The organism is Sphingomonas chungangi (genome assembly GCF_013778325.1).
Classification (GTDB): domain Bacteria; phylum Pseudomonadota; class Alphaproteobacteria; order Sphingomonadales; family Sphingomonadaceae; genus Solisphingomonas; species Solisphingomonas chungangi.
Genome location: NZ_JACEIB010000003.1, coordinates 530824 through 543570 on the forward strand (window position 1 = coordinate 530824; position 12747 = coordinate 543570).

Consider the following 12747-nt stretch of genomic DNA (forward strand, 5'->3'; position numbering starts at 1 on the left):
ATGGCCCTCGACGACTTTCGCACGCTGGGCCGTTCCGGTCTCCGGGTGAGCCCGCTCTGCCTCGGCGCGATGACCTTCGGATCGGGCAAGGGCTGGACTTGCGACGAGGCGACTTCGGTTGAGCTTATCCGCACCTATCTCGATGCCGGCGGCAACTTCATCGATACCGCCGACATCTACACCGCGGGCATGAGCGAGGAGGTACTCGGCCGCGCTCTGGCCGGATCGGGGGTGCGCGACGGTGTTGTGCTGGCGACCAAATATACCTTCGGCGGCGTGCCCGGCGACATCAACAGCCGGGGCAACGGGCGCAAGAATGCGTTTCGCGCGCTGGAAGCGTCGCTGCGCCGGCTGCACATGGATTATGTCGATCTTTACTGGATGCACGCCTGGGACACAGTGACCCCGGTTGAGGAGATCGTGCAGACCTTCGATGCGCTGATCCGGCAGGGCAAGATCCGCTATTACGGCCTTTCCGACGTCCCGGCCTGGCTCGCTGCCCAGATCGTCGATTGCGCACGCCACAACGGCATGGCGGCGCCGATCGCGCTGCAGCTTGAATATTCGCTGATCGAACGCGTGATCGAGCGCGAGCATCTGCCCTTCGCGGCGGCGGCGGGTCTGGGCCTGTGCCCGTGGAGCCCGCTCGCGGGCGGCGTGCTGAGCGGCAAGTATAGCCGCGGCGAGACGCCTGACGGCGGCCGGCTGGCGAGCGTCGACACCAGCCAGCACCGGCGGCTGGAACGCGACCAGACCTGGGCGATCCTCGACGTGCTGCACGCCATCGCCGACGAAACCGGCCGCACCGTCGCCGAGATCGCGCTGAACTGGGCGATGCACCGCTACCGCTCGACATCGGTGATCGTCGGCGCGACGAAGTTGGAGCAGCTCACGGCCAACCTCGCGGCGGGCGACTTTGCGCTCTCCACCGATCAGCTGGAGCGCCTCGATCTCGCGTCGCGGCTTGAGGCGGTGGCGCCCTACAGCTTCTTCCTGCCGCGCCGGCTGGATGCGACGATGGGGCGCTTCGAGGGCTTCGACCCACCCGCCTTCGGCTGACCGATCAGGCGGCCGCCCGGCCCAGCCGGGCGAAGCGGTCGAGATGGTGGTCGGCGGTGCCGAACTCGGTCTCGATCGCCGTCGCCCGCTTGAAATAATGGCCAATGGCGAGCTCGTCGGTCATGCCCATGCCGCCATGCAGCTGCACCGCATTCTGGCCGACGAAGCGACTGGCGCGGCTCACCGTCACCTTGGCTGTAGAGGCGGCGCGGGCGCGTTCGGCGGGGTCCGCCCCGAGCTTCAACGTGGCGAGGAGCACCGCCGAAGATGCCATCTCGATCTGCATGAACATGTCGACCATGCGGTGCTGGAGCACCTGGAAGTCGGCGATCGCCTGGCCGAACTGTCGGCGTTGCTTCGTGTAGGTGATGGTGTCGGCGAGCAGCCGGCGCATTACGCCGACCGCCTCCGCGCCGGCCGCGGCGATCCCTGCGTCGCCCGCCGCCTCGATCAGGGGCAGCGCGCCCCCCTCCGGACCGATCAGCGCCGCCCGGGAAAGGATTACGCCTTCGAGCCGGATGTCCGCCGCGCGGCGGCCGTCTATGGTGGGATAGGGAAAGAGCGTGACGCCGGCCGCCTGCGGATCGACGAGGAACAGTGAGACATTCTCGCCGGTGCGCGCGGTGATGAGCAACCCCGTCGCCCAGGGTGCGGCCGTGACGACGGATTTCACGCCGTCCAGCCGCCAGCCTTTACCGTCGAGCGTCGCGACCGTGGATACCGGTGAGAAAGCGAAGCGCGATGCCGGCTCGGCCCACGCGAAGGCGAGGCGCGATCGGCCCGCAGCGATTTCCCGCAATTCCGCTTCGGCCATCGCACCCCCCGCCGCGCGGAGCAAGCCACCGCCGATCACCACCGTTTCGAGGAACGGCTCGATCAGCAGCGCCTCGCCAAATTCCTCCATCAGGATCATCGTCGTTACCGGATCGCCGTCCAATCCGCCTTTCGCGACGGGAAGCGGCAGCGCGAGAACCCCGAGTTCTTCGGCCAGCGCCTGCCAGATTTCCGGGCGCCATCCAGCTTTCGACCGGCTCGCGATGCGACGCTGCTCGAACGGATAGCGCCGGGCGAGGAAGGCGCGCACGCCGTCGCGAAGCTGGCGCTGCTCGTCGGTGAAGCTGAAGTCCATCTCTCGTCCCTATCCGGCCTGGGCCTCAGCCCTATACTGATCGCGAAGCAGTCTCTTATAAAGTTTGCCGGTCGGCTCGCGCGGCAGGCTCTCGGCAAAATCGACCCGGCGCGGTGCCTTGATCGGGCCGAGCTTCTCGCGGGCGAAAGACCGCAGCGTCTCGGCCAGCTCCGCGCCCGCCTCGGCTCCATTCATCAGCTCGACGACGGCGCAGACGCTCTCGCCCATCTCGGCATCGGGAATGCCGATCACCGCGGCGTCACGTACCGCCGGGTGGGTGATCAGCAGATTCTCGATCTCCTGCGGATAGATGTTCACGCCGCCCGATATGATCATGAAATTGCGGCGGTCCGTCAGATAGAGATAGCCGGCCTCGTCCACCCAGCCGACATCGCCGAGGGTCGTCCAGCCTCTGGCATTGGTCGCGGCTGCCGTTTTGTCCGGATCATTGTGATAGGAAAACGGCTGGCCGTTCTCGAAATAGATATCGCCGGCCTCACGCGGCGGCAGCTCCTCGCCATCCTCGCCACAGATGCGGATCGTGCCGATCAATGCGCGCCCGACCGACCCGGGGCGCTCCAGCCATTCGGCGCTGTCGATCGCGGTGAAGCCGTTCGCCTCGGTCGCCGAATAATATTCGCTGAGGATCGGCCCCCACCAGTCGATCATCGCCTGCTTCACCGGCACCGGACATGGTGCTGCGGCGTGGATCGCGATGTGCAGCGAGGAGACGTCGTAAGTCGCGCGTGTCTCTTCGGGCAGCTTGAGCATACGCACGAAATGGGTCGGCACCCACTGGGCTGCGTTCAGCCGGTGACGCTCGATCAGCGCCAACGCGGCCTCGGCGTCGAACCGGTCCATCACTACCACCAGCCCGCCGATACGCAGCACCGCCATCGACCAGCGAAGCGGCGCCGCATGGTAGAGTGGAGCGGGGCAGAGATAGCGGGTGTCGGCGGTGAAGCCGTAGCGCCGCTCGACGAGCGTATCGAGCACGGTGGCGGTGTCGATCGGCGCGCCCGGCTCGATCACGCGGCGAATGCCCTTCGGCCGCCCCGTCGTGCCGGACGAATAGAGCATGTCCGATCCCATCGTTTCGTCGGCAACGGGGTGGGCAGGCAGCGCAGCGATCCGCTCGATCAGGCCGTCCGTGCCCTCCAGCCGGAGCCCGGTCGTGCCGGGCGCCTCGCGCATCGCCGACTCCACCCGCTCGGCCGTCCGTTCCGAATAGACGACGAAGGCAGCGCCGCAGTCTCGCAGGATGTAGGCCAAATCGCCCGCGGCCAGGCTGGTCGACAGCGATACGAACAGCAGGCCGGAACGTTGTGCCGACCAGACCAACGGGAACACCCACTCGTGATTCTCGACCACCAGCGCGATGACATCGCCGGCTTGCAACCCTCCGGTTCGCCAGAATTGAGCGAGACGGTTCGAGCGCGCGTCGAGTTTGGCATAGCTGATCATCCGCCCGGTCGCCGCCATCACATAGGCGATCCGATCGGGGGCGTCGCGCGCGACCTCGCTCGGATGACGCCAGCACATGTGTCAGGCGATCGCGGCTTTGGGGATGAAGATCGTCCGGGGCTGGGTGAATTCCAGCAGCCCGGCCGCGCCGTTCTCGACACCGATACCGGATTGCTTGGCGCCGGCGAAGGGAGTGAAGGGCGTATTCTGCAGGTTCTGGTTGATCCAGATGGTGCCGGTATCCATCCGTCTGGCGATCTCCACCGCCTTGTTGATATCGCGCGACCATACTGCGCCGCCAAGGCCATAATCGGAATCGTTGGCGCGCGCGATCACGTCGTCGATGTCGCGAAACTTGAGCAGAGGCAGGATCGGCCCGAACGCTTCCTCGGTCACGACGTGCGCATCTTCGGGCGGATTGTCGACGATGGTGATAGGCACGAAATAGCCCTTCGCTGGCACCTCCTTGCCCTGCAGCAGCGTCAGGCCGGACGCCTTCGCCTCGTCGATCAACGCCATGACGCGGTCGTGCTGCGGCTTGTTCTGGATCGGGCCGTAATCGGTGCCCGGCGCGGCGCCGTCGCCCACCGTCACCCGCCGCGCGATCTCGTGTAGCCGATCGCGCAGCGCGTCATAGATATCCTCATGGATATACATGCGCTTGGTCGCGATGCAGACCTGCGCGCTGTTGTAGAAGGCGCCGTGGAAGATCTGCTCGACCACCGCATCGAGATCGATGTCGGGCATCACGATCGCCGCGTCGTTGCCGCCGAGCTCCAACGTCACGCGCTTCAGGTCCTTCGCGGCGCTCTCCATCACGCGCTTGCCGGTGGCGGTCGATCCGGTGAAGCTGATCTTGGCGAAGCCGGGATGCGACGTCATCATCGGCCCTAGCTCGTCGCCGCCGGTGACGATGTTGAGCACGCCGTCCGGCACCAGCCCGCGCAGCAGCTCGCCGATCTTGAGCATGCAGAGCGGCGTGAAAGGCGAAGGCTTCAGTACCATCGTGTTGCCGGCCAGCAGCGCCGGCGCGATCTTCCACATCGCCAGCAGGACGGGGAAGTTCCACGGCACGATCGCGCAGACCACGCCCAGCGGGACATGATGCACCTCGATCCGCCGTGTCTCGCTGTCCTCGGTCACCTCGACGGGAAGATCGAGCTTGGTGGTGGCGCGCAGCCACCAGGCGCCGCCCTTGACCTCCTGGATGGCGAGTGGCAGCGGGCGGCCCTGTTCGCGGGTGAAGAGCCGGCCGAGCGCCTCGGCATGCTCGCCGATCCGCTGGGCGGCCTCGGAGAGGATGCGGCGGCGCTCTACGATCGGCGTATCGCGCCATGCCGGGAAGGCGGCACGGGCGGCTACCACCGCCGCATCCAGATCGGCTGCGGTTGCGCGGGGCGCCTGCGCGAAGACGTCGCCATCGGCGGGATTGACGACGTCGATCGTGCCGTCGCCCGAAGCGGGCCGGCCGCCGATCGTCATGGTGTAACCCGTCTCGAAATCCATGACGTCCGTCTCCGTCGCTCACTGCTTGCGCTTGGCGGTAGCATCGGCGCCAGCGCCCCGCAACCGAGTTAGTCGATCGATTGAAAATGATGTCGACAGGGCGCTCGCATAGATTTAATCGAGAAATTAGATATGGCGTTGGAGAGCGAGATGAGCGAGTCCCGGGCTTTCACGATGACGATCGGCGGTCGCAGCGTCTTCGGCGAGAGCGTGGCGATCGCGATCGCCGATCCGGCCACGGGCGCAGCCTTCGCCGAGGCGCCCGGGTGCTCGCAGGCGCAGCTCGATGCGGCGGTAAATGCGGCAAGGGCGGCCTTTGCCGGCTGGGCGGCGATGCCTTTCGCCGATCGCACCGCGCTGGTCGCAAAGATCGCCGAGGTGATCGAGGCTAATCTCGACGAGTTGAAGACGCTGCTTACCCGCGAGCAGGGCAAGCCGCATGAGGTAGCGACCGGCGAGCTGCAGGGCGCGGCCTATTGGGCGATGTCGGCGGCGGGTTTCACCGATCCCGACGAAGACAGCGGGACCGCCGAGCGCCAAGTGCGGACGCGCCGCCTGCCGTTGGGCGTGGTCGGCGCGATCGTCCCCTGGAACTACCCCGTGCTCACCGCGCTGATGAAGATCGTGCCGGCGCTTTCGGCCGGCAATACCTTGGTGCTGAAACCGGCCCCGACCACGCCGCTAGCAACGCTGCGGCTGGGCGAATTGCTGCAAGGGTTGCTGCCAGACGGCGTGCTCAACATCGTTTCGGGCGGCGCCGATCTCGGCCCGTGGATGACGGCGCACCCCGGCTTCGACAAGATCACCTTCACGGGATCGACGGCGGTCGGAAAGCACATCATGCGCGCGGCGGCCGACCGCGTGCAGCGCTTCACGCTGGAGCTCGGCGGCAACGACGCGGCGATCGTGCTGCCGGACGTCGATTTGGAAGCGGTGGCGCGGAAGATTTTTTGGGGCGCGCTGCTCAATTCCGGGCAGATCTGCGTCGCGGCCAAGCGCGTCTATGTCCATGAGGATATCTACGATCGCTTCCTCGAGGCCTTCGTCGCGATCGTGAAGGACACGAAGATGGGGCCGGGGGACCAACCCGGCGTCCAACTCGGCCCGATCCAGAACAAGGCGCAGTTCGATCGTGTGACGCGCCTTGCCGAGGAGGCGCGCGCCGCCGGCTACCGCCTCATCCAGGGCGAGGCGCCGGAGGGGCCGGGCTATTTCTTCCCGGTCACCCTCGTCGACAATCCTGCCGACGATGCCGAGATCGTGCGCGAGGAGCAGTTCGGCCCGGTGCTGCCGATCTTGAAGTTCCGCGACGCGGAGGATGTGATCGCGCGCGCCAACGGCACCGCCTACGGCCTCGCCGGATCGGTCTGGTCGGCCGATGTCGCTGCGGCGGGCGCGATCGCCGACCGGCTCGATTGCGGCACCGTCTGGGTCAACACGATCATGGATGCACCGGCGGATCAGCCGCTCGGCGGGCACAAGCAATCGGGCTTCGGGATCGAGAACGGCCAGCTCGGCTTACTCGAATATACCAGCCTGCAGACGCGGGTGACGGTGCCGGCGGGTTGAGGATCAGCCGGCTGGCTTGTCGGCGACAATGCCGATCAGGATCACATCGAGCAACGTCGCCGTGTAGCGGCGGCGCAGATTGTCGTCGATCTCGGCGATGCCGAAGGCCGAGCGCAGGATGTGCTGGCCGAAGAAGAGCTGGTCGCAGGCGCCGAGAATGATGAAGTAGAACATCATCGGGTCGACAGGTTTGAACACACCCTTGGCGATGCCGTCCTCGAGCAGGAGGCGCTGTGTTTCGGCGAGCGGCTTGGAGATCGTCTCGGCGACCTCGCGTCCCAGTTCCGGATCCTCGAACATGTAGTGGATCAGGCGGTTCACGTAGGGGAAGCGGAAATAGACGTTAATGATCGCCTTGACGTGCAGCTTCAGCTTCTCGACCGGGTTCAGCTCCATCTCCAGCAGGCCGTCCATCTGCTGTATGCCCTTCCCGAGCACGTCCTTCACCAGTGCGAGCAGAAGCCCGTTCTTGCTGCCGAAATAATATTTGACGAGCGCCGAATTGAGGCCCGACTTACGTGCGATATCGCTGAGCGAGATATCGATCGTGCTGCGCTCGGTCATGAGCGCACCCGCTGCCTTCAGCAGCTGATCCCGGGATGACAGCTTCTCGCCATCTTGTGTCTTTGCAACCGCTGTCGCCACCATCGGACCCTCTTAAGGAAAGCGATGGTGGCGATCAACAATCGATTACGTAGCGTCCACAGGGTTTTTCGGTGTTCTAGCGTGGCGACATGCGGATCGCGCCGTCGAGGCGAACATCCTCGCCGTTGAAATAGGAATTGCGGCACATCTCGACCGCGAGACTCGCATATTCCGGCGCATTGCCGAGCCGCTTGGGGAAGGGAACGCTGGCGGCCAGCGCATCCTTCACATGCTGCGGCGCGCCGTTCATCAGCGGCGTGTTGAAGATGCCGGGCAGGATCGTATTGACGCGGATGCCGTCACCCATCAGGTCGCGCGCGATCGGCAGCGTCATGCCGACGATGCCGCCCTTGGAGGCCGAATAGGCCGCCTGGCCGGCCTGACCATCTTCCGCCGCGACCGAGGCGGTGTTGACGATCGCGCCGCGCTCGCCGTCCTCCATCGGGTCGAGCGTCAGCATGCCGGCGGCCGCCTTGGCGATGCAGCGGAAAGTGCCGACGAGATTGATCTGGATGATGCGATCGAACTGGTCGATCGGGAAGTGCCGGATCTCGCCCGTATCGCGTGCGCGGCTGGCGGTCTTGATCGCGTTGCCGGTGCCGGCGCAATTGACCAGGATGCGCTCCTGCCCGTGTGCGGCGCGCGCCTTGGCGAAGCCGGCATCGACGGAGGCCTCGTCGGTAACGTTGACCTGGCAGAAAATGCCGCCGATCTCGCTTGCGACCTGTTCGCCGCGTTCGGCATTGAGATCGAATAGGGCGACCTTCACGCCCTGTTCGGCCAGCGCGCGCGCCGTTGCCTCGCCCAGGCCGCTTGCGCCGCCCGTCACCACTGCCGCGCAACCTTCCAACTTCATGTCCGATGTCCTTCTTTCTGAATGGGTTTGAAAAATGCGGTCAGAGCGTCTGACCGTCGTCGATGGTGAAGACGCCGCCGGTCACCTGCGCGCTCGCATCGGCGCAGAGATAGGTGACGATGGGATCGAGCACATCGACGTCCATCAACCGGCGCCGCGGGAAGGTGGCGAGCAAGGCTTTCGCCTTGTCCGAGTCCAGCCAGTCGTCGGTCAGCTCGGTGCGCATATAACCCGGCGCCACGATATTGACGTTGACGCCCTTGCCCGACCAGTCGCGCGCCAGCGTGCGCCCGAGCTGGTTCACCGCAGCCTTGGACGCGCTGTAGATCGGGTTGTTGGGCTGGACATATTGCGCCGTCACCGAGGAGATCAGCACGATCCGGCCGTGCTGCCGCTCGGCCGCGCCTTGCACGATCATGCGCCGCGCCGCCTCGCGCGCCGTCAGGAACACGCCCCGCGCGTTCACCGCGAAGATGCGATCGAAATCCTCCACGGCCATGCCCAATGCGCTGCCGCCAATCGTCATGCCGGCATTGGCGACGACGCTGTCGACCGGGCCGATCGCCGCCTCGGCCGCGTCGAAGCCGGCGATCACCGAGGCTTCGTCCGCCACGTCCATCGCGATCGAGACGGCGGTGCCGCCGGCGCCCTCGATCCCCACCTGTGTCTCGGCGAGCATCGCGGTTCGCCGCGCGGCCAGCACCAGCCGTGCGCCGCATCCGGCGAGCGTGCCGGCGAGGTGCTTGCCGACGCCCGACGAGGCGCCCGTGATCAGGATCGTGCGATTGGACAGATCGAACAAGCTTTCCCCCTTCGCGGTGCGCGGCCCGGTTAGCGATCGCCGTCCGGCAGTGTCAAACGAATGATTAATTCAGTCGATCGGCGCACCGCCGACCTCGACCACCAACTTTCCGACCACCGCGCGACCGACAAGTTGCGCAATCGCCTGCCCGCCCTGCGCGAGATCGAAGCGCGCCGAAACCAGCGGGCGGATCGCACCCTGCTCATACCATTCGAGCAGTTCCTCGACGTTGGCGCGGTTGCGTTCCGGGAAGCGCTCGATGAAGGATCCCCAGAATACGCCGATAACGTGGCAGCCCTTGAGCAGCGGCAGGTTGAGCGGAATGCTGGGGATGCCCGCCGGGAACCCGACGACCAGGAAGCGGCCGTCCCACGCGAGGCTGCGCAGCGCCGGCTCCGAATAGCTGCCGCCGACCGGATCGTAGATCACGTCGACTTCGCCGTCGGCGAGCGCCCTTATCTCCTCGGTCAGCGCGCGACCCTGCGCCTTGTCGAGCGGGCCGGGCGCATAGACGAAGCCGGCGTCCGCGCCGCGCGCGCGCGCCACAGCGAGCTTCTCCTCGCTCGATACGCCGGCGATCACCCGCGCGCCCATATGCTTGCCGAGCTCGACCGCCGCGAGGCCGACGCCGCCCGCAGCGCCCAGCACCAGCAGCGTCTCGCCCGGCTGCAGACGGGCGCGATCCTTCAGCGCGTGATGCGAGGTGCCGTAGGTCATGAGGAAGGCCGAGGCTTCGTCAAAGGGCATCGATGCGGGCATGCCGTAGCAACGGACCGCGGGGAGGACCATCTTCTCGGCCAGTCCACCGCAGACGTTGCCGCCCAGAACCCGGTCTCCGATACGGAAGCCGCTCACTCCTTCGCCGAGCTGATCGACCACGCCGCTCACCTCGGCGCCGGGCGAGAAGGGGCGTTCCGGCCTGAACTGGTAGCGATCCTCGATGATCAGCGCGTCCGGGTAATTGACGCCGCACGCTGCGACTGCGATACGAATGTCGCCCGGCCCGGCCACAGGATCGGGCAGGGTCGCCAGTTCGAGTGTTTCGGGTCCGCCCGTCCTCACGCTCACCAGCGCCCGCATCCCCAGCCTCCCGCTTGCCGTTCTGCCCGCCCTCATTTAATCGAGTAATGAGATGTGCTCGAAGGTGCAAGCGGAGGTGGGGTGAAAAGGCTGATATTCCTGTCGGACGACGGAGAAATCGCGATAGACGCCGACGAATCGGTCTCCGTGATGCAGGCCGCCAAGGCTCATGGCGTGCCCGGCATCGACGCCGATTGCGGTGGCTCGATGGTGTGCGGCACCTGTCACGTCTATGTGCTCGACGACTTGCGCGGCACGCTGCCCGCACCCTCCGACATGGAGCGCGAAATGCTCGAATATGTCCCCGATCCACATCCGGAGGCGCGGCTGAGCTGTCAGCTCAGGGTGAGTGACTGCGCCGACGGGATGCGTTTTGAGGTACCGCACGCACAACGCTAGGCCGAGCTTTGCCAAAAGCTGTTCCGGCTCGTGGCCGCGCCGGGGCGACCGACAGGATGACCCCGTCGGGAAGTCGAGCCGGAACGGCTACGCTCCCAAGGGTGCTTAGTTTGAGATCGCGCTTCGCTCGCCCTGTATCATCCGATCGCCGAGCGGAGGAGCATCTTCCACCTCGATGTCAAGGCTGCGCAGATAGCCGGCGGTCATGATGTAGAAGCCGGTGACGATGCATATCTCGACGAGCTCGGCCGGGCTGAACAGGGCTTGGGCGACCTTGATCGTTTCGGCGGAAGCGCAATTGTCTCGATAGATCTCGTCCGTGATGGCGAGCGCCGCGCATTCACGGTCGGAGAAGGTCGAGCGATCGTTCGCCTCGCTGGCGGCCAGCATCGCCTCGCTCATTCCCACCATCCGCGCGACGCTGACATGCTGGTGGTGCTCGTAATCCGATTTGCACAGCTGGCCGACGCGCAGGATGATCAGCTCGCGCAGTACCGGATCGATCGTGCCGTGGCGCAGGATCTCGACCCCCATCCGTGCATAGGCGTGCATCAGCCGGGGCTGATGCGCCATCATCCGGGTGACGTTCAGCGAGCCGAGCTTGCGCAGCGACTCGCGCAAATCGTCATCCATCGCGGCGGGATCGGGGAAGGCAATACGCGCCATGGGCTCGTCTCCTGATTGTTCGTACGGGAGCGTTCGCAGGCCGGATCGTGGCGATCAAGCGGATTTAATCGATCGCTTGACCTTTTTGCGCAAAGACGCCCTACTGCCTTTAGAAAAGAGGAGAGGGCGATGCTAAAGCCGACGATGGCGCTCCCGACAAGGGTGGAACAACTGACCACCGACTGGTTCGATTCGGTGATCGAGGATCCGATCGTCGACGCCAGCGTGATCCAGGTGATCCACGGCACCGCCACCAAGGTGAAGGTCGATCTCGCCTTCGGCCGCCCGGACGGCACCGCCGAGAAGCGCGTGATCTGGGTGAAGACCGGCTTCGAGCCACACAGCAAGACAATCGGCACCGAGCGCGTCTATGCCGGCGAGACCTTCTTCTACCGCAATTATGGCGGCCGCTACGAGACGCGCACGCCCGACTGCCTGTTCGCCGACAGCGACGAAGAGGGCAATTCGATCCTGCTGCTCGACGATCTCTGCAAGCTCGGCGCGCAGTTCCAGGAACCGACCGCTGCGGGCTCGCCCGATCTGATCGCAGCCGGGCTGGAGGCGATGGCGCGCTACCAGGCGGCATCATGGATGGATCCGGAGCTGTGGAAGGTCGACTGGCTGCGCAACGGCGGTTCCTTCGATGCCGGCAAATGCCTCGACTGGATCTACGATCCCCAACATTGGGAGGAGTATCAGAGCCGCCCGCGCGTCCAGCTGCTCCACCCCTCGCTGCGCGATCGCGACCGGCTGCTGGAGGCGCATACCCGCCTGCGCCGCGACTGGCTACGCCGAGCACCCTGGGCGCTGAGCCACGGCGACGCGCATTTCGGCCAGCTCTACAGCCTGCCGAGCGGAGAGGCGCGGATGATCGACTGGCAGTGCGTGCAGGTCGCGCACCACATGCAGGATCCGGCGAACCTGATCGTCAGCGGCCTCTCGGTCGAAGATCGCCGTGCCCACGATCGCGATCTCGTCGCGTATTACCTGGAAAAACTGGAGGCATTCGGGGTCGAAGCCCCGCCGTCGCTGGAGGAGGCGTTCGCCAACCTCAAGGTCTATTGCATGCACCAGGTGAGCTGGGTGATGTGCATCGTCGAGATGCAGCCCGAAGAGAATTGCGCCGCGATCACCGAGCGCGCCTCGGCCGCCGCGATGGACTATGGGACGTTGGATATCCTGCTGGCTTGAGCGTCAGCCCCGCAGCCACGCGATCGCCTCGGCTTCGTCGAGGAAGCCCCGCTCGCGGCCATCGGCGAAGTTGCGGGCTGCCTGCATCTTGGCGAGGTTCGAGGACACCACGACCGCCATCCTGTCCTGCGGGCCGACGGGGTGGATGTCGATCGTGGCGAATTCGGCGATGACGTCGCCGCTCTGCACCGGCGAATCCAGCGCGATGACGAGGTGCAGGACCGGCTTTCCGGCCCGGCGCGCTTCCGCATTGGCGACCGGCAGCTGTGCTCCCCAGCGGCGCACGTCCTCGATCGTCAGGAAGCCGGCGCACAGGGTGCGGACCAGCCCGCCCGCGGCATCGTAGCCGACCGTCAGTTCGCCCATTTTGCTCTCCCGTCC

Annotated in this window: 13 protein-coding genes; 4 read left to right on the forward strand and 9 right to left on the reverse strand. The window is 66.0% G+C overall.

Annotation, left to right across the window (positions count from 1 at the left end; genetic code table 11):
• Positions 1-1059 (forward strand): aldo/keto reductase, encoded by a 1059-nt coding sequence (locus tag HZF05_RS06800; RefSeq protein WP_160363604.1) that lies wholly within the window; start codon positions 1-3, stop codon positions 1057-1059.
• A 4-nt stretch (positions 1060-1063) separates the two neighbouring features.
• Here the strand turns inward: HZF05_RS06800 and HZF05_RS06805 are convergent, their stop codons facing one another.
• The 3 genes from HZF05_RS06805 to HZF05_RS06815 are packed head-to-tail and all read right to left on the reverse strand — an operon-like array spanning position 1064 to position 5158.
• A complete protein-coding gene (locus tag HZF05_RS06805; protein ID WP_160363605.1) occupies positions 1064-2188 on the reverse strand; it encodes an acyl-CoA dehydrogenase family protein in 1125 nt (374 codons plus the stop codon).
• Between the two features lie 9 nt (positions 2189-2197).
• Positions 2198-3730, reverse strand: coding sequence for an acyl-CoA synthetase (locus tag HZF05_RS06810; RefSeq protein ID WP_160363606.1), 1533 nt, complete (start codon positions 3728-3730; stop codon positions 2198-2200).
• A 3-nt stretch (positions 3731-3733) separates the two neighbouring features.
• Positions 3734-5158, reverse strand: coding sequence for an aldehyde dehydrogenase family protein (locus HZF05_RS06815; RefSeq protein WP_160363607.1), 1425 nt, complete (start codon positions 5156-5158; stop codon positions 3734-3736).
• A 150-nt stretch (positions 5159-5308) separates the two neighbouring features.
• Between HZF05_RS06815 and HZF05_RS06820 the strand changes: the two genes are divergently transcribed.
• The gene (locus HZF05_RS06820) at positions 5309-6727 is read left to right on the forward strand and encodes an aldehyde dehydrogenase family protein (RefSeq protein WP_160363608.1); all 1419 of its coding nucleotides are present in this window, start codon (positions 5309-5311) and stop codon (positions 6725-6727) included.
• Between the two features lie 3 nt (positions 6728-6730).
• Here the strand turns inward: HZF05_RS06820 and HZF05_RS06825 are convergent, their stop codons facing one another.
• The 4 genes from HZF05_RS06825 to HZF05_RS06840 all read right to left on the reverse strand — a co-directional run bounded on the left by HZF05_RS06825 (position 6731) and on the right by HZF05_RS06840 (position 10110).
• A complete protein-coding gene (locus HZF05_RS06825; protein WP_281367483.1) occupies positions 6731-7375 on the reverse strand; it encodes a TetR family transcriptional regulator in 645 nt (214 codons plus the stop codon).
• 73 nt (positions 7376-7448) lie between these two features.
• On the reverse strand, positions 7449-8228 hold the full coding sequence (locus HZF05_RS06830; RefSeq protein WP_160363609.1) for an SDR family NAD(P)-dependent oxidoreductase: 780 nt from the start codon (positions 8226-8228) through the stop codon (positions 7449-7451).
• A 40-nt stretch (positions 8229-8268) separates the two neighbouring features.
• Complete coding sequence (locus HZF05_RS06835; RefSeq protein ID WP_160363610.1) at positions 8269-9030, reverse strand: SDR family NAD(P)-dependent oxidoreductase; 762 nt, start codon at positions 9028-9030, stop codon at positions 8269-8271.
• 69 nt (positions 9031-9099) lie between these two features.
• Positions 9100-10110 (reverse strand): NADPH:quinone oxidoreductase family protein, encoded by a 1011-nt coding sequence (locus HZF05_RS06840; RefSeq protein ID WP_160363611.1) that lies wholly within the window; start codon positions 10108-10110, stop codon positions 9100-9102.
• A 54-nt stretch (positions 10111-10164) separates the two neighbouring features.
• On the opposite strand from HZF05_RS06840, the gene HZF05_RS06845 reads away from it, so the two are divergent.
• Positions 10165-10509: a 2Fe-2S iron-sulfur cluster-binding protein gene (locus tag HZF05_RS06845; RefSeq protein WP_181638809.1), complete on the forward strand. Its 345-nt coding sequence runs from the start codon at positions 10165-10167 to the stop codon at positions 10507-10509.
• Between the two features lie 105 nt (positions 10510-10614).
• On the opposite strand, the gene HZF05_RS06850 is transcribed toward HZF05_RS06845, so the two are convergent.
• Entirely contained in the window at positions 10615-11175 is a 561-nt protein-coding gene (locus HZF05_RS06850) for a carboxymuconolactone decarboxylase family protein (protein ID WP_160363613.1), read from the reverse strand.
• Positions 11176-11304: 129 nt separating this feature from the next.
• Between HZF05_RS06850 and HZF05_RS06855 the strand changes: the two genes are divergently transcribed.
• The gene (locus HZF05_RS06855) at positions 11305-12366 is read left to right on the forward strand and encodes an oxidoreductase family protein (RefSeq protein WP_160363614.1); all 1062 of its coding nucleotides are present in this window, start codon (positions 11305-11307) and stop codon (positions 12364-12366) included.
• A 3-nt stretch (positions 12367-12369) separates the two neighbouring features.
• Here HZF05_RS06855 and HZF05_RS06860 read toward each other — a convergent pair whose 3' ends face one another.
• Entirely contained in the window at positions 12370-12732 is a 363-nt protein-coding gene (locus HZF05_RS06860) for an STAS/SEC14 domain-containing protein (protein WP_160363615.1), read from the reverse strand.
• Positions 12733-12747: the final 15 nt, after the last annotated feature.

Excerpts from the sequence above, each read along its gene's own strand:
- HZF05_RS06800 (WP_160363604.1), top strand. The coding sequence starts at position 1 with ATGGCCCTCGACGACTTTCGCACGCTGGGCCGTTCCGGTCTCCGGGTG.
- HZF05_RS06805 (WP_160363605.1), bottom strand. The coding sequence starts at position 2,188 with ATGGACTTCAGCTTCACCGACGAGCAGCGCCAGCTTCGCGACGGCGTG.
- HZF05_RS06810 (WP_160363606.1), bottom strand. The coding sequence starts at position 3,730 with ATGTGCTGGCGTCATCCGAGCGAGGTCGCGCGCGACGCCCCCGATCGG.
- HZF05_RS06815 (WP_160363607.1), bottom strand. The coding sequence starts at position 5,158 with ATGGATTTCGAGACGGGTTACACCATGACGATCGGCGGCCGGCCCGCT.
- HZF05_RS06820 (WP_160363608.1), top strand. The coding sequence starts at position 5,309 with ATGAGCGAGTCCCGGGCTTTCACGATGACGATCGGCGGTCGCAGCGTC.
- HZF05_RS06825 (WP_281367483.1), bottom strand. The coding sequence starts at position 7,375 with ATGGTGGCGACAGCGGTTGCAAAGACACAAGATGGCGAGAAGCTGTCA.
- HZF05_RS06830 (WP_160363609.1), bottom strand. The coding sequence starts at position 8,228 with ATGAAGTTGGAAGGTTGCGCGGCAGTGGTGACGGGCGGCGCAAGCGGC.
- HZF05_RS06840 (WP_160363611.1), bottom strand. The coding sequence starts at position 10,110 with ATGCGGGCGCTGGTGAGCGTGAGGACGGGCGGACCCGAAACACTCGAA.
- HZF05_RS06850 (WP_160363613.1), bottom strand. The coding sequence starts at position 11,175 with ATGGCGCGTATTGCCTTCCCCGATCCCGCCGCGATGGATGACGATTTG.
- HZF05_RS06855 (WP_160363614.1), top strand. The coding sequence starts at position 11,305 with ATGCTAAAGCCGACGATGGCGCTCCCGACAAGGGTGGAACAACTGACC.
- HZF05_RS06860 (WP_160363615.1), bottom strand. The coding sequence starts at position 12,732 with ATGGGCGAACTGACGGTCGGCTACGATGCCGCGGGCGGGCTGGTCCGC.